General features: G+C 67.0%; 18 protein-coding genes and 1 tRNA gene. 8 read left to right on the top strand and 11 right to left on the bottom strand.

Annotated features, from left to right (window positions below):
* Nucleotides 1-14: 14 nt before the first annotated feature.
* The 5 genes from ACILR9_RS27640 to ACILR9_RS27620 all read right to left on the bottom strand — a co-directional run bounded on the left by ACILR9_RS27640 (nt 15) and on the right by ACILR9_RS27620 (nt 5,678).
* Nucleotides 15-1,187, bottom strand: a complete 1,173-nt coding sequence (locus tag ACILR9_RS27640) for a class I SAM-dependent methyltransferase (RefSeq protein WP_395713198.1) — start codon at nt 1,185-1,187, stop codon at nt 15-17.
* A gap of 13 nt (nt 1,188-1,200) precedes the next feature.
* Nucleotides 1,201-1,971, bottom strand: coding sequence for a DUF1365 domain-containing protein (locus tag ACILR9_RS27635; protein WP_395713197.1), 771 nt, complete (start codon nt 1,969-1,971; stop codon nt 1,201-1,203).
* Complete coding sequence (locus tag ACILR9_RS27630; protein ID WP_395713196.1) at nt 1,968-3,335, bottom strand: NAD(P)/FAD-dependent oxidoreductase; 1,368 nt, start codon at nt 3,333-3,335, stop codon at nt 1,968-1,970. Before ACILR9_RS27630 ends, ACILR9_RS27635 begins: the two co-directional genes overlap by 4 nt.
* Nucleotides 3,336-3,398: 63 nt before the next feature.
* Nucleotides 3,399-4,805, bottom strand: a complete 1,407-nt coding sequence (locus tag ACILR9_RS27625) for a cryptochrome/photolyase family protein (protein WP_395713195.1) — start codon at nt 4,803-4,805, stop codon at nt 3,399-3,401.
* 75 nt (nt 4,806-4,880) lie between these two features.
* Nucleotides 4,881-5,678 (bottom strand): EipB family protein, encoded by a 798-nt coding sequence (locus tag ACILR9_RS27620; protein WP_395713194.1) that lies wholly within the window; start codon nt 5,676-5,678, stop codon nt 4,881-4,883.
* 77 nt (nt 5,679-5,755) lie between these two features.
* On the opposite strand from ACILR9_RS27620, the gene pdeM reads away from it, so the two are divergent.
* A complete protein-coding gene (gene pdeM, locus ACILR9_RS27615) occupies nt 5,756-6,475 on the top strand; it encodes a ligase-associated DNA damage response endonuclease PdeM (RefSeq protein ID WP_395713193.1) in 720 nt (239 codons plus the stop codon).
* A gap of 35 nt (nt 6,476-6,510) precedes the next feature.
* Here the strand turns inward: pdeM and ACILR9_RS27610 are convergent, their stop codons facing one another.
* Nucleotides 6,511-7,311, bottom strand: coding sequence for a 2-keto-4-pentenoate hydratase (locus ACILR9_RS27610; RefSeq protein ID WP_395713192.1), 801 nt, complete (start codon nt 7,309-7,311; stop codon nt 6,511-6,513).
* Nucleotides 7,312-7,358: 47 nt separating this feature from the next.
* Between ACILR9_RS27610 and mobA the strand changes: the two genes are divergently transcribed.
* From mobA to dksA, 5 genes are all read left to right on the top strand, one after another.
* Complete coding sequence (gene mobA, locus ACILR9_RS27605) at nt 7,359-8,054, top strand: molybdenum cofactor guanylyltransferase (RefSeq protein ID WP_395713191.1); 696 nt, start codon at nt 7,359-7,361, stop codon at nt 8,052-8,054.
* Nucleotides 8,055-8,145: 91 nt separating this feature from the next.
* Nucleotides 8,146-8,391: a DUF2282 domain-containing protein gene (locus tag ACILR9_RS27600; protein WP_395713190.1), complete on the top strand. Its 246-nt coding sequence runs from the start codon at nt 8,146-8,148 to the stop codon at nt 8,389-8,391.
* Nucleotides 8,392-8,566: 175 nt separating this feature from the next.
* Nucleotides 8,567-9,418, top strand: coding sequence for a DUF692 domain-containing protein (locus ACILR9_RS27595; RefSeq protein WP_395713189.1), 852 nt, complete (start codon nt 8,567-8,569; stop codon nt 9,416-9,418).
* Nucleotides 9,399-10,166 carry a putative DNA-binding domain-containing protein gene (locus tag ACILR9_RS27590; RefSeq protein WP_395713188.1) on the top strand — a complete coding sequence of 256 codons (768 nt, stop codon included), beginning with the start codon at nt 9,399-9,401 and terminating at the stop codon, nt 10,164-10,166. The genes ACILR9_RS27595 and ACILR9_RS27590 overlap by 20 nt, the downstream gene beginning before the upstream one ends.
* A 202-nt stretch (nt 10,167-10,368) precedes the next feature.
* On the top strand, nt 10,369-10,794 hold the full coding sequence (gene dksA, locus ACILR9_RS27585) for an RNA polymerase-binding protein DksA (protein ID WP_395713187.1): 426 nt from the start codon (nt 10,369-10,371) through the stop codon (nt 10,792-10,794).
* Between the two features lie 74 nt (nt 10,795-10,868).
* On the opposite strand, the gene ACILR9_RS27580 is transcribed toward dksA, so the two are convergent.
* The 3 genes from ACILR9_RS27580 to ACILR9_RS27570 all read right to left on the bottom strand — a co-directional run bounded on the left by ACILR9_RS27580 (nt 10,869) and on the right by ACILR9_RS27570 (nt 15,281).
* Nucleotides 10,869-12,335 carry an amidohydrolase family protein gene (locus tag ACILR9_RS27580; RefSeq protein WP_395713186.1) on the bottom strand — a complete coding sequence of 489 codons (1,467 nt, stop codon included), beginning with the start codon at nt 12,333-12,335 and terminating at the stop codon, nt 10,869-10,871.
* A 187-nt stretch (nt 12,336-12,522) separates the two neighbouring features.
* Nucleotides 12,523-14,019 (bottom strand): M81 family metallopeptidase, encoded by a 1,497-nt coding sequence (locus ACILR9_RS27575; RefSeq protein ID WP_395713185.1) that lies wholly within the window; start codon nt 14,017-14,019, stop codon nt 12,523-12,525.
* A gap of 362 nt (nt 14,020-14,381) precedes the next feature.
* Nucleotides 14,382-15,281, bottom strand: a complete 900-nt coding sequence (locus ACILR9_RS27570) for an N-formylglutamate amidohydrolase (RefSeq protein WP_395713184.1) — start codon at nt 15,279-15,281, stop codon at nt 14,382-14,384.
* A 132-nt stretch (nt 15,282-15,413) separates the two neighbouring features.
* On the opposite strand from ACILR9_RS27570, the gene ACILR9_RS27565 reads away from it, so the two are divergent.
* Nucleotides 15,414-15,488 (top strand) — tRNA-Val (locus tag ACILR9_RS27565).
* Between the two features lie 69 nt (nt 15,489-15,557).
* On the opposite strand, the gene ACILR9_RS27560 is transcribed toward ACILR9_RS27565, so the two are convergent.
* Together ACILR9_RS27560 and ACILR9_RS27555 are read right to left on the bottom strand one after the other, a co-directional pair.
* A complete protein-coding gene (locus tag ACILR9_RS27560) occupies nt 15,558-15,725 on the bottom strand; it encodes a hypothetical protein (RefSeq protein ID WP_395713183.1) in 168 nt (55 codons plus the stop codon).
* A 110-nt stretch (nt 15,726-15,835) separates the two neighbouring features.
* Complete coding sequence (locus ACILR9_RS27555; RefSeq protein ID WP_395713182.1) at nt 15,836-16,093, bottom strand: hypothetical protein; 258 nt, start codon at nt 16,091-16,093, stop codon at nt 15,836-15,838.
* A gap of 192 nt (nt 16,094-16,285) precedes the next feature.
* On the opposite strand from ACILR9_RS27555, the gene ACILR9_RS27550 reads away from it, so the two are divergent.
* The gene (locus ACILR9_RS27550) at nt 16,286-18,331 is read left to right on the top strand and encodes an NAD(+) synthase (RefSeq protein ID WP_395713181.1); all 2,046 of its coding nucleotides are present in this window, start codon (nt 16,286-16,288) and stop codon (nt 18,329-18,331) included.
* The last annotated feature ends 233 nt before the right edge of the window (nt 18,332-18,564 follow it).

Here is an 18,564-nt window from a genome sequence, read left to right as displayed (position 1 = left end):
ATGATTGCTGCCAGTTATATATGTCGGAAGTGCGCCTGCAAGACGTCCGTGCGGCGGGTCGAGAAGCCGGCTGCGCAGTAGGCGAGATAATAGCGCCACATGCGGCGAAACCGGTCGTCGAAGCCCAGCCGGGCGACCTGATCGGCCACCCTGTCGAAGCGCCGCAGCCAGGTATCGAGGGTGCGGGCATAATCCAGGCCGAAACTGTAGAGCTCGGCGACCTTCAAGCCCGCCAACCTGCACTGCTCGCGCAAGGCTTCCGGCGACAGCAGCATGCCGCCGGGGAAGACATACGTCTGGATGAAGTCGGGCCGACGACGGTAGCTGTCGAAAAGCTCGTCGGCGATGACGATGGCCTGCACCAGCGCCGATCCGCCGGGCGCCACATGGCGCTTCAGCACCGCGAAATAGTCCGGCCAGTAGCGTTCGCCCACCGCCTCGATCATCTCGATCGAGACGATATGGTCGTAGCGCCCGGTCATGTCGCGATAGTCACGGAACTGTAAATCGACACGATCGCCGAGACCGGCCCGTTGCAGGCGCTCGCACGCGTAGTCGAGCTGCTCCTTCGATATGGTGACCCCGGTGACCCGCATGCCGCGCCGCGCCGCGGTCTCCGCAAAGCCGCCCCAGCCGCAGCCGATCTCAAGGATGCTGTCCCCCTGTTTCGCGCCGATCTGGTCGAGGATGCGCTCGTACTTGGCGGTTTGTGCCGCTTCGAGCGGCTTGCCGCGCTCGCCGGCATAGAGTGCCGACGAATAGGTCATCGAGGGATCGAGCCACAGGCGGTAGAACTCGTTCCCGAGATCGTAATGGGCGTGGATGTTTCGACGGGCGCCCGACCGGGAGTTGTCGCGGCGGCGATGCAGCAGGCGGAGCAGCAGGCCGTGCACGAGGTTGGGCCGCGCCATGCGCCCGAGCGCCTTCTCGTTCTCCGCCAGGAGGGCGATCAGTCCGGCGAGATCGGACGAATCGCAGAGCCCCTCCATGTAGGCTTCGGCAAATCCCATGTCGCCGTCGAGCAGGACGCGGCGAAAGAAGCGCCAGTCGTTGACCTGCAGATCGGCGGCCGGCTCGGCCGCAGGATTACCGAAGACGCGTGCTGAACCGTCAGGCAACCGCAGGGTCAGGTGACCAACGGCAAAGCGGGCGAGGGCCTTGAGAACGAAGCGGGCAGCGAGCGTCATGTCGTTGTCTGGATCAGCGGGTTACCAGTTCTGCTGGCGGCGGTGGCTTACTGTAAAATCTCGCGCGCCTGCGCCATATATGCAAGGCCTGCCAGTGAATCTTGACGATGACGGCGAGCGTCATCGTCGGGTTGGCCAGGAAGTACCGCAGCACCGCCCGGTCGTCGAGCGCGCGCCGCCTGCCGCCGACCGATGTTGCCAGCATCAGGCCAGCCGCATCGTGATAGTTGACGTCGACGTGGGCGCGCTCGGCGTCGAGGCGGAAGCGGAAGCGATAGGCGCCTTCGACCGGCAGGAACGGCGACACGTGAAAGGTCTTGCGGCCCTCCAGCCAGCACTCCGCCTCGATCGGTCGCCGGTCATCGTGGTGGACCAAGTAGCAATGGCGCTCGCCGAAGGTGTTGTTGACCTCGCATAGCACCGCGCGCAGCGCGCCGGCGCGGTCACGGCAGAACCAGAAGCTCACCGGGTTGAAGACGTAGCCCAGCAGCCGCGGCATGGTCATCAGGGTGACCGCGCCATCGCAGATGCCGGCCAGGCCGTAGCCTTCCAGGGCCTGCCTCAGCCAGGCGCCGAGATCGGATCCATCGTGTGCCCCGTGATCCGCGCGATGGAAGGCGACCAGGCCGCCGCGATCGAGCTTCAGCCAGCGCCCCGCCAGCCGATCCAAGGCCCCGAGGTCGAGACAGAGATACGCCGTGCGGTAGCGGAAGCCGTTGACCTTGGGGCGCAGCCGCCGATGCACGATCGTGGCGTCGATGACGCTGTGCGGACCGGCGCTCATGACGTCGCCGGGGCGATCCGCGCCATCACCGGCAGCGGGTGCGGTCCGAGCGCGGGCCGGCCGGTGACGACGCGCGGCGGATCGCCGACGCGGCGATGCTCGCCCGGCAGCGGCCACGGACGTCGCACGCCGAGCTGCTCGGCGACATCGAGGCCGGCCGACAAGGCGTCCTCGTGGAATCCGTAGCCGCAGTAGCTGCCGCAGAAATAGACGTCGCGTATGCCCTGGATCGCATGCAGCTCGCGCTGGGCGCGGATCGCCGGGGCGTCATACATCGGATGCTCGAAGCTGAAGCGGGCGTGCGTCATCGCCGGCCCCGGCAGGCGACCCGGATTGACCGAGACGAAGAGCGGCGCCGCGGCAGGCAGGTTCTGCAGTCGGTTCATCCAGTAGGTGACGCTGACCGGGCTCGCACGGTCTGCGCGTTCGGCGACGTAGTTCCAGCTCGACCAGATCGACGGTCGGCGCGGCATCAGGGACGCATCGCCGTGCAGCCAGACGGCGTTGGTCGAATAGGCAAATCGGCCGAGCAGGTCGCGCTCGCGTGCGTCGGCATCGCCCAGCAGCGCGAGCGCCTGGTCGGCGTGGCAGGCCAGCACGACCTTGTCGAAGCGGTCCCAGTGGCCCGTCGCGTCGCGCACGTGCACGCCATCTGCGGCGCGCCGAATGGTGCCGACCGCCTTCCCGAGGCGGGCCGCGCGACGCAGCGGCGTCACCAGGCGCTCGACATAGGAGCGACTGCCGCCGCGCACCGTGCGCCATTGCAGTTGCGGACCGATGGTCAGCAGGCCGTGGTTCGCGAAGAAGCGCACAAAGGTCTGAGCGGGGTAGTCGAGCATTCGCCCGGGCGGTGTCGACCAGATGCACGAGGCCATTGGCATCAGATAGCGATCGCGGAAAGCCTGACCCAGGGCAGAATCCTTGACGAAATCGCCGATCGTGAAGCTGAGGTCCTCGCATTTCTCCAGGAGACGGGGCGCCAGGCGATTGAAGCGCAGGATGTCGTGCGTCATGCGCAGAAAGGACGGCCGTACCAGGTTGCACCGCTGGCCGAGATAGCCGCCGAACGAGCTGCCATACTCGAAGCGGCCATCGTCGAGGCTGACGGCGAACGACATGTCGGACGCTTCGGTGGCGACGCCGAGATGGTCGAACAGCGCAACCAGATTGGGATAGTTTCGCTCGTTGAACACGATGAAGCCGACATCGACCGGCAGCCGTCCAACTGATGTGTCGACGTCGATGGTGCAGGAATGGCCGCCGAAGCGATTCTCCCGTTCGTAGACGACGATCTCGTGGCGACAGCTGAGCAGCCAGGCGGCACCCAGTCCACCGACGCCTCCGCCGATAACGGCGATTTTCATTGTCGAAGTCCCCCGCAGGCAATTGTCCTGTCCCGATACGTCGGCTCGCGGACGGCGGATTGATCAGGGGGACCTCAAGGGGCGCCGCCTGAGGCCGGCGAACGCATCGAGCGCCCGCTGCCTCGCGGATGCGTGATCGACGATTGGTTGGGGATAGCGCTGCTGCGAGAGCGGCGGATCGGCGGTCCACGGACGATGGGTCGAATTCGGCGGCAGGTGCGCCAGCTCGGGAAGCCAGCGTTTCACGTAGGCGCCGGCTGGATCGAATTTCTCGCCCTGGAGCACCGGATTGAAGATTCGAAAGAAGGGCGCGGCATCGGCGCCGCTGCCGGCGACCCACTGCCAGCCGACAGGGTTGTTGGCCGGGTCGGCGTCGACCAGGCGATTCCAGAACCAGCGCTCGCCTATGCGCCAGTCGACCAGCAGATGCTTGATCAGGAACGAAGCCGTGATCATGCGCACGCGATTGTGCATCCAGCCGGTCGCGAGCAGCTGGCGCATCCCGGCGTCGACGATGGGGTAGCCGGTGCGGCCATGCTTCCAGGCGTCGATCAATTCCGGTTGATCGCGCCATGGCAGGTCATCGAACTCGGCCCGCATGCTGTGGCGGTCGAGCCCGCCGACATGAAACAGCAGATTGTAGGAGAATTCGCGCCAGCCGATCTCGGCGAGGAACTTTTCGCCCCCGGGAGACGGCCGGCGCGCCGTCACCGCCCGCCAGATCTGCCGCGGCGACAGTTCGCCGAAGGCGAGGTGCGGCGACAGGCGCGACGTTGCGTCGACGGCGGGAATGTCGCGTTGCCGGTGATAGGCTTCCAGATCGTCGTCAAGGAACGACGCGAGTCGGTCGACGGCGCTCGCCTCGCCGGGCGTCCAATGCGCCGCGAGGTCCGAAGGCGTCTCCTGATGCAGCAGCGACGCGATCGAAGCACCGGCCAACGAACCGGCAGGCCGTGGCAGTCGGGTCGGTGCGTCGAGCGGCCGACCTGGGTCGGCCTGCGCCCGACAGGCCCGCCAGAAGGGAGTGAAAACCTTGAATGGCAACCCCGCCTTCGTGCGCGCCTCCCAAGGCTCGGTCAGAAGGCTCGCCTTGAAGCTGTGTGCCGTCACGCCGCGTGCGAGAAGGGACTGCTTCAGCCGGGCATCACGGTCGCGCGAGGCGGGATCATAAAGCCTGTTCCAATAAACCGCGTCAGCTTGGCATTGCGTGACCAGTTCGTCGATCACCTGCTCGGCAGGACCACGCCGCAGGACCAGCCGCGAACCGCGCGATCGCAGCGCCGCATCGAGCGCCTGCAGGCTCTGGCGCAACCACCAGCGCGCGGCGGTCCCGAAGGCACGGATCCCCGCCGTTTCCTCATCCAGGACATAGACCGGAATGACCGCGTGCCCCGCCTCCAGGGCAGCCGCGAGGGCGGGGTTGTCGGCCAGGCGAAGATCGGCGCGAAACCAGACGATGGCGTGGGACATGAAGGGGATACGTCAGGGACCAGCGTGGTGGATGAAAGATGCCAGGCTGCCGTGAGACGATGACTCGCGACGCGGCTACGACCTCGGGCAGACCGGGGCGGGGCGCATGTCGAGCGACTGGAGGTCGGCGGTGACGCTGACCAGGCCGGTCTCGACGGTGAGGCGGTCGACGACGCCGTTGTCGTAGACAAGGGCCTGCACGGTGAAGAGCGGTCGCTGATCCTGCTGGCGTGCGCGGGTGAAAGACAGGAACACCGGCCACGATTGGCCGTGCGGCACTGACATCCGGTCACCCGGCCGGGCGCGGCGCAGGCTGGCACGATCCTGCTCGGTCACGTCGACCAGGAAAGCGTCGCTGATCACTTCGCCGTCGAACATCAGGGCGGGGAAGGAAGCGGCCTTGGCGCGCAGCCTGTCGATCAGATAGTCGAGCGCGGCAACCGGCAGCATGGTCGGCGGCGGCAGGACCAGTTGCTGCGGGGAGCCCTCGCCCAGGACGATTTCGGCACGGGTCTCGCCGGAACGTTTTTGGACGCGGCCCTTCATCTCGCGCTGACCGCCGTTCTGGATCTGGACGGTGTTGTAGCGCAGCACGGCCCGCGACTCCTCGGCGTCGAGTTTCGAGGACAGGTTGATGCGCCACGACGTGGTGAGGGCGATGTCGCTCCTGATGTCGCGCTTGAGCCGCCATCCGGCGCAGTCCTGGCTGAGATCGTTGATCGCCGTGCCGATGCGCGCCGCATTGGCGGCGACGCCCAGGCGCAGCGCGTACTCGGCGCGATGCGGCTGCACCTGCGCGTCGGCGGCGCCCGGGCAGATCGCTGCCAGGAGCGTGAGGCCGGCGGCGCCAAGGGTGTTCACAAGGCGAAGCATCGGGGAACCTTGCGCAGCGCGCTGCATCGGGTCAATCGTGGACGTATGCCGCTTCGCCACATCCTTGCCGCAGTTCGATGGCCGATCCATCCATGACGCCGTTCGATTTCGAGTGTGCCGGTGAGCGCCTGCAGGCCCTGCCGGCGGGTGCTCTGTACTGGCCGACGCGGCGCCTGCTGGCGGTCGCCGACCTGCATCTCGAGAAGGGTTCGTCGTACGCCGTCGCGGCACGCAAGCTGCTGCCGCGCCATGACACGCGGCAGACGCTGGGCCTGCTTTCCGGCCTGGTCGAGACGTGGCAACCGGCGACCGTGGTCTGCCTCGGCGATTCCCTGCACGACTGCGGTGCGGCGGCGCGCCTGCCGCAAGCCGAGCAGCGCGAGATCGTGCGGCTCGCCTCGCGCGCGCGTTTCGTCTGGATCGCCGGCAACCACGATCCGGCGCCGCCGCCGGCGAGATGGGGGGAGACCGCCGCGGAGATCGGCGAGGGCCCTCTGATCTTCCGTCACGAAGCGCGCTTCGGTCCGGCCGACGGCGAGATTTCGGGCCATTTTCACCCGGTGGCGGCGCTCACCGTCCGCGGCCGCGGGCTGCGCCGGCGTTGCTTCCTGACCGATGGACGGCGCCTCATCCTGCCGGCATTCGGCGCCTATGCCGGGGGACTGAACGCCCTCGACCCCGCCATCGCCCAGCTCTTCCCCGATGACTACGATGCGCTGGTGGTAGGACGCGATGCCGTGCATCGCCTGTCCTGGCGACGATTGCGGCCGGATGCGGTGCTGGCCGAGAGATTGTGATCATGCTCTTTCGGGCCGCGAGATTGTGAGCGGTGCTACTTCGGCAGCTCGTACTTCAAGGTCACCTCGCCCAGGCCTTCAACGCGGCCGACGGCGGTGCTGCCGGGCGGCACGAACTGGCAGGCGACCATGCTGCCCGTCGACACGATCATGCCTTTTCTGAGCCTCTTGCCGTGCTCGCCGAGCTTGTTGGCAAGCCAGGCCAGCGAGTTGTAGCAATGGCCCAGCACGTCGCCCGAGTGGCCGGTGCGGACCACCGTGCCGTCGAAGGCGATCGAGCCGTTGAGGTTGGCGAGATCGAGCTTGCTCCAGTTCTTGTTGGGCTTGGCGAGCAGCGAGCCGCCGTTCCAGCCGACATCCATCACCAGCCAGTTGACGGTGAGGCGGCTGTAATCGGCGCCGCGGTCGTCGATCAGCTCGAAGCCGGCGCGCGCATCACCGACATAGGGGGCGATCGAGTCCTTGTCGTAGCCCTTGCCCTTGGGGGCGGGCACGTCGGCGTTGACCGTCAGGATGATCTCGAGCTCGACGCCGAGACGGGCCCAGCGGTCGGCCCGCACTGACGCCTTGTGCTCGAACACGCGCCGGCGACGGATCGGGCCGTAGGCGGGGCCGCGCAGGCCGGTCTGCTCCCAAATCTGCGGAGAGGTGAGGGCGATCTTGTAGCCGACCAGCGGGCCCTGCCGGGGCACCAGCTTCTTCAGCACCGCGTCCTGGACCTTGTAGGCGGTTCGTTCGTCGTCGATCGTGTACTGGGCGGGCCACCAGCCGACGACGGCGCGCGCCTTGTGCACCGAATGAATCCAGCTGGCGGCCTTGGCAACGCTGAACGCCATGTCGTTCTCCCCTTGTCTGCGCGAACGCGGGCCGCATAGTGCAGCGCATGGCGACGAAGGCGAAGCAGGTTTTTGGTCCGGTGCGGGCGGGGGCGGTGGTCGGCGTGGTGCTGGCGGGCGGCGAGGGACGGCGCATGGGCCCGGGCGTGCTGAAGCCGCTGCGCCGGCTCGGCGGCCGGCCGATGGTCGCCCATGTCGTCGATCGGTTGCGGCCGCAGGTCATGGACCTCGTGGTGGTGGCCAACGACCCTCTGCCGGGAACGCGCGCCCTGAAAGTCCCGATCATTCCCGATCCGCCCGACCTGCAGCGTGCCGCGCGCCGCGACGGCCGGCGGCTGGGGCCCCTGGCTGGCATCCTGGCCGGCATGGAATGGACGCGGCGGCATCACCCCCATGCCGGCTGGATCCTGACGGCACCGGCCGACGTCCCGTTCCTGCCGCTCGATCTCACGGTGAGGTTGTGCGGACTGATGCATGTTCCGGAGCCGGACGTGCTCATGGTGCGCCATGGCCGGCGGCGCGAGCACACGCTGGCGATCTGGTCGGTGAAGCTCGCCGCCGATCTTCGGCGTGCCGTGCTGGACGAGGGGGTGCGGCGGGTCGAGGCATTCGCCGGCCGGCATCGGCTGGCCGAGCTTGCCTGGATGGGGGCCGCGGACGCCTTCCTGAACGTCAACACGCCGGAATCGCTTGTCGCTGCCGAGCGGCAATTCGCGCGCATGGCCGGCCACAAGTTTTCGTGACCTCTGGCTATCGAAACGATAGCCGCCGTGTGACGGTTGGTGAGCCGGAACTGGCGTATAAGGCTTGCGACCCTACCCAAGGAGGACATCGATGACCCCGAACCGACTCGCTATCGCCTCGGCGCTCGCCGCCGCCCTCGTCCTGCCGGCCGCCACCCACGCCCAGGGCAACATGGAGAAATGCTACGGCGTCGCCAAGGCCGGCAAGAACGACTGCCAGACCGCCTCGTCGTCGTGCGCCGGCACCGCCAAGAAGGACGCCCAGGCCGACGCCTGGATCTCCGTTCCCAAGGGCACGTGCGACAAGCTGATCGGCGGCAAGCTCAGCGCGGGGTGAATCGCTTTCCTCCCCAGCTTCGCTGGGGAGATGTCGCCGTCTTACGGCGACGGAGGGGTCATGAGCCATGGGCCTCGCTGTCTCTCGTGACTCTTGACCCCTCCGTCCGCGAAGACGCGGACACCTCCCCAGCGAAGCTGGGGAGGAGAAGAAGATAAGTGACGGCTCGACCACCATGACCCCCACCGTCGGAATCGGACTGCGTTCGCCGCATCTTGCCGAGATCGCGCGCGAGCGGCCTGCGACCGGGTTCCTGGAAATCCACGCCGAGAACTATCTCGCGCCGTCGCCGGCGTTGCAGCGGGTGGAGCGGCTGCGGGCCGACTACGCATTCTCGATTCACGCGGTCGGACTGTCCCTGGGGTCGGCCGAGGGTCTCGACGAGGCCCACCTCGCGCGGGTCGTGGCGCTGGTCGATTGCCTGCAACCTGCCTTGGTCTCCGATCATCTGTCGTGGAGCGTGCAAGGCGGGCGCTACTTCAACGATCTGCTGCCGCTGCCCTACACGGAGGAAGCGCTCGATGTCGTCGCGCGCAATGTCGGACGCTTGCAGGACGCGCTGCGCCGTCCGGTCGCGATCGAGAATCCGTCGTGCTATCTCGCCTTCGCGCATTCGACCCTGTCGGAGCCGGAATTCCTCGACGAGCTGGTGCGGCGCACCGGCTGCAGCCTGCTGCTCGACGTCAACAACATCGTCGTGACGGCGCACAACCTGCGGCTCGATCCGCGCGACTGGCTGGTGGGCCTGTCCGGCGCGGCAATCACCGAGTACCACCTGGCCGGCCACGCCGTGAACGACGCGGACGGCGAGACGATCCTGATCGACGATCACGGATCGCGCGTCAGCGAGGGCGTGTGGCAGCTGTTCGCTGCAACCGTCGGGCGCTTCGGCGCCCGGCCCACCCTGATCGAATGGGACACCGACGTGCCGCCGCTCGCCATCCTGCTCGATGAAGCGTCGCAGGCCGGGACGGTGATGTCGTCCGCCGGCTTCCCGGGAGGCACGCATGCCGCTCACGCTGCCTGACCTGCAGCAGGCATTCGCCGAGCATCTCGGCGGGATGGAGCGGGCCGAGCTGGTGGCGCTCGTGACGGGCGATGCGATCTCGGCGGCGTCGCGCCTCGACGTCTATCGCCATCACATCCGGCACAGTCTCGCCGCCGCGCTGGCAACGACGTTCTCGACCGTTCAGGCCGTGGTCGGCGAAGGCTTTTTCCGCGGGCTCGCGCGCGCCTTCGTCGAGCAATGCATGCCAAGGCAGCCGGTTCTGTCGGAGTACGGTGCCGGCCTGCCGGACTTCATCACCGGCTACGAGCCAGCCCGCGACCTGCCTTACCTGGCTGACGTCGCGCGGCTCGACTGGGCCCTCAGCCGCGCTTTTCATGCGCCGCCTGTCGAGGGCCTCGGCGCCCCCGACCTGGCGGCGATCGAGGCTGACCGCCTGCCGTCGATGTCGCTGTCGCTCACGCCGGGGACGGCCATCATCACCTCGCGCTTCCCGATAGGACGCATCTGGCTCGCCAGCCAACCTGATGCGGACGCCGCGCCGGTCGATCTGGAGTCGGGCGGTGAGCGACTGCTGATCCTGCGCCGGCCCGACGACGCGGCCTTTGTCGAGCTGGCGAGTGCCGAGGCCGCGTTCGTGACGGCCTTGATCGAGGGAAGGCCAATCGAGGGCGCCGCCCAAGCGGCCTTTCACATCGATGGCGCGTTCGATTTGTCCACCGTGTTCGGTCGTCTCCTCGGCCTGCAGGTTATTGCTGCGATGCAATAAGATTGGTCACTTTGGCGTCACAATTGTGCACAGCTTGGGTAAAATCGCCGCCAAGCACTTTTTGCTGCACTGCACGACAAGTGGTGATTGGCAACCGTGAACGATGTTGCAGGGCGGCTCGTCATCCCTATACTCCGCGCGCCTTGACGGACCCCGTCTTTCCCCTTGAGGCGGGAAGTAGCTGCGAGTGGAGTTGCCGACGATGTCGATTACGTTGCCGCAGAATTATCGGCCGACGGACCGCGAATCTTTCATGAATCCGATGCAGCAGGAATACTTCCGACAAAAGCTGCTCAAGTGGAAAGCCGAACTCGTCGAGGAATCAAATCAGACACTGCAGAACATGCAGGAAGAGAGCCTGGCGCAGCCCGATCTCGCCGACCGCGCCACCGCCGAGACCGACCGTTCCCTCGAGCTTCGCACGCGTGACCGCTTTCGCAAGCTCATCTCCAAGATCGACCAGGCGTTGAAGTCGATCGAGGAAGGCACCTACGGCTACTGCGAGGAGACTGGCGAGCCGATCTCCCTGAAGCGCCTGGAGGCCCGCCCGATCGCCACCTTGTCGGTCGAAGCGCAGGAGCGCCACGAGCGCATGGAGCGCACGCGCCGCGACGAAGGCGCGGATTGAAGAGCAGGCGGCAATATAGACTCGTTGCTCGGACCGCGAGCGAGACGCTCGCGGCCCGGAAGACATGACTTGAGTTACGCCGCCGCCTTCGCCTCGGCCTGCATGTCCTGCCGGCGCAGGGCGCGTCCGGCGCGACCTGCGCCGGATTTGCCGTCGCGCCAGACGACGGCACCGTTGCACAGCACCGTGTCGATACCTTTTGCCGGCGAGATCGGCTTGTCGAAGGTCGCCGTGTCGATCACGGTCGCCGGGTCGAACACGCAGACATCGGCATAGAAGCCCGGCCTGATCTCGCCGCGCCTGGTGAGCCTGAAGCGCTGCGCCGAATACGATGTCATGCGACGCACGGCGTCCTCGAGCGGGAACAGCTTGAGGTCGCGCGAGTAGTGGCCGAGCACGCGCGGGAAGGTGCCCCACAGACGCGGATGCGGATGGGTGTCGAACGGAATGCCGTCCGAGCCGATCATGGCGCCGGGATGGGCCATCGCCGTCTGCACGTCCTTCTCGTCCATCATGAAGTAGATGGCGCCGGCCGGCTGCAGCCGGTCGGCCGCCTCGTAGATCGAGCATCCCATCTCGCGCGCGATGTCGGCGAGGTCGCGGCCGCTCACGTCCTTGACCGTATCGGACCAGGTGATCAGGACCTTGTCGGCGCGATCGAGCATCTCGCTGCGCAGGATCGTCGAGCCGGCGATGTAGGGATAGACGTCGAAGGCGATCTCTTGGCTCTTCATCGCCTCGCTGAACTTGGGCAGCGTCTCGACCATGCGGCCGAAATTGGCCCGGCCCGAGCATTTGTGATGCGACACGATGATCGGCGCACCGGCGCGGCGGCCGATCTCGAAGGTCTCGTCCATCGACTTCAGGATATGGTCGCCCTCGTCGCGCATGTGGGCGGTATAGACGCCACCCCACTTGCCGAGCGGCCGGGCGACCTCGGCGACCTCGTCGGTCGAGGCCGCCATCGCCGGCGGATAGAACAGGCCGCTCGACATGCCGATGGCGCCCTGCTCGAGGCTCTGGTCGAGCAGGTCGCGCATGACGCCGATCTCGGCAGCGCTGGCCTGGCGCGCCAGGTCGTTGCCGAGCGCGTTGAAGCGCAGGGTCGAGTGGCCGACCAGGAAGGCGCCGTTGAGGGCGGGCTTGGCGGCATCGACCTTGGCCACGAACTCGGCGAAGGTCTTCGACACGTTGGCCTTGTTCTTGACGATCAGCGACAGGAAATGGCCGATGTCGTCGCGTACGAACGGCGCGGCCGAGGCGCCGCAATTGCCGCACACGACGGTGGTGACGCCCTGGCTCGCCTTCATCGCCATGGCCGGGTTGTCGATCAGGGCGGTGTCGTCGTGGGTGTGCACGTCGATGAAGCCCGGCGCCACGACCTTGCCGGCGGCATCGATCTCGTTGTCGCCGCGCAAGCTGCCCGGCGCCTCGACCGCGGCGATGCGGTCGCCTTTCAGCGCCACGTCGGCCGCGAAGAGAGGCTTGCCGGTGCCGTCGGCCACCTGGCCGTTGCGAATGACGATGTTGTAGTTGGCCATAACGATTGTCCGGGGTCCGATTCGTGGTCATCAATTTCCTCCCCTTCGCGGATTCCGCGAAGGGGAGGTGCCCTCGTCTTACGAGGGCGGAGGGGTCAGGGGCCACACAATCTTTGTTGCCCATGACCCCTCCGCCCGCTACGCGGGCACCTCCCCAGCGCGGACTCCGCGCTGGGGAGGAGGTCGTTCAATCGTTGCGGCCGAGCCGCATGTCGAGGTCGAACGGATAGAGCGGCCGCTTGATCCTGGTGTACTTGAACAGGGCGAGGTCGGAGGCGGTGCAGCCGTCGCCGTCGCACATCACGATGTGCTTGGCGATCGGCTCGAAGCCGGCCCGGAAATGCTGGCGCGACTTGATCAGCACGTACCTCTTGCGCCTGGGGTCGATGCCGCAATGGGTGAACACGCCGAGGTCGAATGGCTCGGCGCGCTTCTCCGAGACGACGATCTGCATCTTTCCGGTATCGAGCACGGCGGTGCGGCCCATGCGCACGGTGGTGCCGGTCGCCATCGGCCCGGTGACGACGAACTGGCCGTCGGTGATCGCCTTGACCTTGCCGGTCACCTGCAGCGGCTTGCCCTTGAGGCCCATGGCCGGCATGTCGATCTTGCCGCCGAGCTGGAGCGTCACCTCGGCGCCAACGCCCGCCTTGATCATCTGGTCGACGCAGGCGGGGTCGCAGATCGGGCCGGCGCAGGCATCCTCGAGGCCCTGATTGATGGCCTCCTCGACAACGCTCATGACGTCCTGCGTGCCGCCCGAGGCGGTGTTGTCGCCGTGGTCGGCCATGACGATCGGGCCGCCGTCGAGGGCCTTCGCGCGGGCGACCTGGACCGAGAGCTTCTCGGGATGGAAGAGGAAGCCTTCGCGCTTGTCCCACGCGGTATCGAGGATCTTGTTGAGCAGCACCTCGCCCTCGGCCGTCCGTTTGTCGCAGACGATCACCGAGGACAGGGCGAGGTGAGGGATGTCGGCCTGGGGAAAGCCGCCGAACACCGAGGCGTTCAGCACCTGACCGCTGTCCTCGGCGTGGTTGGCCATGCCCATCAAGGTCCTCATCGGCTCGCGCGAGGGCGTGTGGACCAGCGAGCTGCTCATGATCGGCCGGTTGCCCCACACCATGCGGGGCTCGACCTCGCCGGCCAGCATGCGCATCAGCGTGCGGCCGGAGCGGCGGGCGGTGTCGGCCATGTCGATGTGAGGATAGGTGCGATAGCCCGTGATGATGCTGGCGCCCTTGATCATGGCGTCGGTCATCTGGGTATGGAAATCGAGCGCCACCGCGATCGGCACGTCAGGCGCGATCTTGCGGATCCGGTTGAGCAGCTCGCCTTCGCCGTCGTCGAAGTGCTCGGCGACCATGGCGCCGTGCAGGGCGAGCAGGACGGCGTCGCAGCCCTTCCTGACCTCGTCGACGATCGCCGTGGTCATCTGCTCGTAGGCCGCCTTGGTGACCAGGCCCGACGGATGGGCGGAGGCTGCCATCGGCACGGTGAACTCGGCGCCGGCCTTGCGGGCCACCTCGATGAAGCCGCCGAGCGACGTGTTGGTGCCCTCGGCCTCCTTGATCGCCGGAGCGCCGGACAGGGCGCCGGACCGGGCGAACGATTCTATTGGGGTGGGCAGCGGAGAGAATGTGTTGGTTTCATGCATCATCATCGCCACTACGAACTTCCGCGCCACGTCGTCCTCCCGTCGGGTTGGTCCAAGCAAGCCATTGAGCAATCTATCGAATCGCCGCCCGTCGCGTGGTCCCGGAAGGTTTGCGCTATTTGCAGACCAGCTTTCCGCATTGTGCGTTGCAAAAAAGACACACCCAAATCACAGGATGAAACGGCGGTAAATCAGTGAATTCAGACGTTTTTTTTCCTCTTGAAATCTCTTCGCAGATGCACCATTTTCGGGGTGCAGCAAACGTCGCCTCGGCGACCTCTTTGTTTGCTGTATGCCCGTCTTGGGCGTTTCCTCCCTAAACTCGGGCCGTGCTTGTCACGGCCCTTTTTTTGTTGCCCATCGCCGGGGCCGCACCACGCCGTGGACCCGATCTACTCCGCCGCCACGGGGCGGGGCGCCAGATGGGACGAGGCCTCGTCGGCCAACTCTTCCAGCAGACGGCTCATCAAGCGTTCGACGGTCCCCGCCGCGGGCAGCTTCTCATGGCGCAACTCGTCCATGTAGAGCGCCCGGTTGATCTCGATCTGCAAGGCGTGCCGGCCGAGGTCCGGGCGGCCGTAGCGCTGGGTGGTGAAGCCGCCGGCGTAAGGTTGGTTGCGCTGGACCCGGAGCCCGCGACCCGCCAGCCAGCGCTCGACCCAATCCACCAGATGGGGCGCGCAGGCCTCGCCATGATTGTCGCCGAGCACGATATCGATGCGCTGCTCGCGCTCGCGCGGCCCCACGCCGGAGGCCGAGGATGGCATCGAATGGGCGTCGACCAGCAAGGCGCTGCCGAAAGTGCGATGAGTCTGCTCGACCAGCGACGTCAAAGCCGCGTGGTAGGGGCGCCAGCACGCAGAAAGGCGCAGCTCGATCTCGTCGGAGGAGACGCGCGTGCGGTAGATCGGCTCGCCGCTCGCCGCCACGCGCGGGATCATGCCGAGGCCGGCGGCAACCCGGCTGCTGCGGTGATTGAGCGGCCGCGGCAGGGGTCCCTCGAACATGGCCGGATCGAGCTCGTAGGGCTCGCGGTTCGCGTCGACATAGGAGCGGGGGAAGCGCGCTGCCAGCAGGGGAATGCCGATCGCAGGCGCGATCGCGAACAGCTCGTCGACGAAGGCATCCTCGGCCCGCCGCAGCGCCGCCAACGGCACCGCGGCCTGGGCAAGGAACGAGGCGGGATAGAGAGATCCGCTATGGGGGGAGGCGACGACCACCGGGGCGGTCTGGCGAAGCGGCAGTCGGCAATCCAACGCCAGGGACTCGGGCTCGACGGGCGAAAACTCCATCGCGTTCTCATAGCGCGCGAGGCGGGTCGCGTCACGCACCGTGCGGCTGCGCGGACCGCATGGGTGCGCTTGCGCGCTTCGCATACTTGCCAACCGAAGGACAGCGATGTAGACGACCGCACTTCCGGCGATGGGCGCGTAGCTCAGCGGTAGAGCACTGTCTTGACATGGCAGGGGTCACAGGTTCAAACCCTGTCGCGCCCACCATCGCGGAAAGCCAACAGAATCAACGATGTGTGGCACCTGTGACAATTCTTGTGTGCTGTCACCACACACTCAGATTTTCAGGATGTTTGCAGGATCAGAGGCTACCGCAGCGGGCGCCGCCTCCCTCGATCGCCAGTCGGCCGCGCCGCGCAGGTAGTCGGGGGAGTGGTGGTAGTAGTTGCGCTCCACGGTCGCGATCTTGTCGCCCAGGAAGTCGGCGATCTCGCGCGTGGACACATTTCGAATCCCTCCCCCCGTAGTCGGGGCCCGCAAGACGGGGGAGGATTGTAGATGTGTCCACTACCCCAGCGGCCAAGCCAGAGAGGAGACTGAAGGGACATGCTCGGTCACCCCAGCACCAGAATCAGTCTGCGATAAGGTCCGTGGTGATCGCCGAAGGGGAGGGCATCGGCCGGGCTGGGGCGCGGCGTCGGCAATCCCTTGCCGGCAATCTTTTGCAGGAGCTCTCCCGCGCTGCGTGACAGCTCGCGCACGACGTCCTCCTCGACAAAGCTGGAGGCGGTCACGCCGGGCAGGTCCGGCACCCAGCCGACCAGCAGGCCCTCCTTCGTGCAGCGAATAAGCGAGTAGTAGCGAGAATCCATCGGTCCTCGTCCAAAGCCCAGGCTGGCGCCAACCGATTCATGCAAGCGGCGGTCCAAGTGTCCGCAGGGCGACACGCAGCGGCACCCTTTACCTTGATCCAGGTCAAGGCAGCGACCTGCCCCGGCGCGACTTGACAGCGATGCGAGGGCAGGCTCAATCGCCGACACCCCATCACAGACCGCGACCATCCCTTGTCCGACTTCTACTCTCTCTATTCGCACGAGTTCGTGCGGGTCGCCTGTTGCGTGCCGCGCACCCGGGTCGCCGACGCCGCCTACAATCTCGCCGAGACCATCCGCCTGGCGCGCATCGGTGACCGCGAAGGCGCGGCCATCATGGTGTTCCCCGAGCTCGGCCTGTCGTCCTACGCCATCGAGGACCTGCTGCTGCAGGATGCCCTGCTCGACCAGGTCGAGGCCTCGGTTGCCGAGGTGGTCGCGGCCTCGCGCGAGCTGTTCCCGGTCCTGATCGTCGGCGCGCCGTTGCGCCTGGCCGGCCGGCTCTACAATTCGGCGATCGTGATCCAAGGCGGCGCCGTCCTGGGTGTCGTGCCCAAGACCTACCTGCCGAACTACCGCGAGTTCTACGAGAAGCGGCATTTCGTGTCGGGCGCCAACCTGATCGAGCACACGATCAGTCTGGCTGGCCGCGACGTGCCGTTCGGCACCGACATGCTGTTCCGCTCGACCGGCACGGTGAAGGTCACCTTCCACGTCGAGATCTGCGAGGACATCTGGGTGCCGGTGCCGCCGTCGAGCCACGCCGCCCTGGCCGGCGCCGAGGTGCTGGTCAATCTCTCGGCCAGCAACATCACCATCGGCAAGGCCGAGGCGCGCCGCCTGCTGTGCGGCAGCCAGTCGGCGCGCGGCATTGCCGCCTATGCCTACTCGGCCTCGGGTCCGGGCGAATCGACCACCGATCTCGCGTGGGACGGCCACGCCGCGATCTACGAATGCGGCGACCAGCTCGTCGAATCGGCGCGCTTCGAGAAGGAATCGACCATCGTGCGCGCCGACGTCGATCTCGGCCGCATCCGCCAGGAGCGGCTGCGCAACAACGGCTTTGCCGATTGCGCGATGCAGGAAGGCGAGAAGGTCCGGCGCTTCCGCAAGGTCGACTTCGCGCTCGATGCCCCGGCGGCCGGCGTCGGCCTGGAACGGGCGATCGAGCGCTTTCCCTACGTGCCGTCCGATCCGGCCAAGCTGCGCGACAATTGCTACGAAGCCTACAACATCCAGATCCAGGGCCTGGCCCAGCGCCTCCACTCGAGCCGTACCGAGCGGGCGATCATCGGCGTGTCGGGCGGCCTCGATTCGACGCAGGCGCTGATCGTCGTCTGCCGGGCGATGGACCAGCTCGGCCTGCCGCGCAAGAACGTGTTCGCCTACACGCTGCCGGGCTTCGGCACGACCGACAAGACCTATCGCAATGCCTGGCGGCTGATGGAGGCGCTGGGCGTGACGGCGGGCGAGATCGACATCAAGCCGGCGGCACGCCAGATGCTGGGCGACATCGGCCATCCCTTCGCCAGGGACGAGCCGATCTACGACATCACCTTCGAGAACGTGCAGGCGGGACTGCGCACCGACTACCTGTTCCGGCTCGCCAACCAGCAGCGCGGCATGGTGGTGGGCACCGGCGATTTGTCCGAGCTGGGCCTCGGCTGGTGCACCTACGGCGTCGGCGATCACATGTCGCACTACAATCCCAACGGCTCGGTCTCCAAGACGCTGATCCAGCACCTGATCCGGTTCGTCGCCGCGTCCGGCGACGTCAGCGCCGAGACGGCGGCGATCCTGCACGACATCCTCGATACCGAGATCTCGCCCGAGCTTATTCCAGTCGGCGCAAGCGGCACCATCCAGTCGACCGAGCAGTCGGTGGGACCGTACGCGCTGCAGGATTTCAATCTCTTCTATTTGACGCGGCTCGGCTACCGGCCGTCGAAGATCGCCTTCATGGCGTGGCATGCCTGGCACGACGTCGAGAAGGGCGTGTGGCCGGCGAACCTGCCGGCCGGAACACGACGCGCCTACACGCTCGAGGAGATCCGCCGCTGGCTCGGGCACTTCCTGCGCCGCTTCTTCACCAACCAGTTCAAGCGGTCGGCGCTGCCCAACGGGCCGAAGATTTCGTCGGGCGGATCGCTGTCGCCGCGCGGCGACTGGCGCGCTCCCTCCGACGGCAGCCCCGACGTCTGGCTGCGCGAGCTCGCGGAGCGTGTGCCGGAGCGGTGACTCATTGCCGGGAGCGCACCACTTCAGGCGGAGTAACCTCCGCCGGCAGTGGCGCTCTTCTCAGCTCCTCCCCAGCTCTGCTGGGGAGGTGTCCGCGTCTTCGCGGACGGAGGGGTCATGAGCATCGCGACTGTGACTCGTGACCCCTCCGTCGCCGTATGACGGCGCCACCTCCCCAGCGAAGCTGGGGAGGAGATGAGAAGCGCGCCACTTCAGGCGGAGGCTACTCCGCC

Source organism: Reyranella sp. (assembly GCF_044224635.1).
GTDB lineage: Bacteria > Pseudomonadota > Alphaproteobacteria > Reyranellales > Reyranellaceae > Reyranella.
Note: the sequence above shows the minus strand (reverse complement) of the source record. Positions and strands in the feature narration are given on the sequence as shown.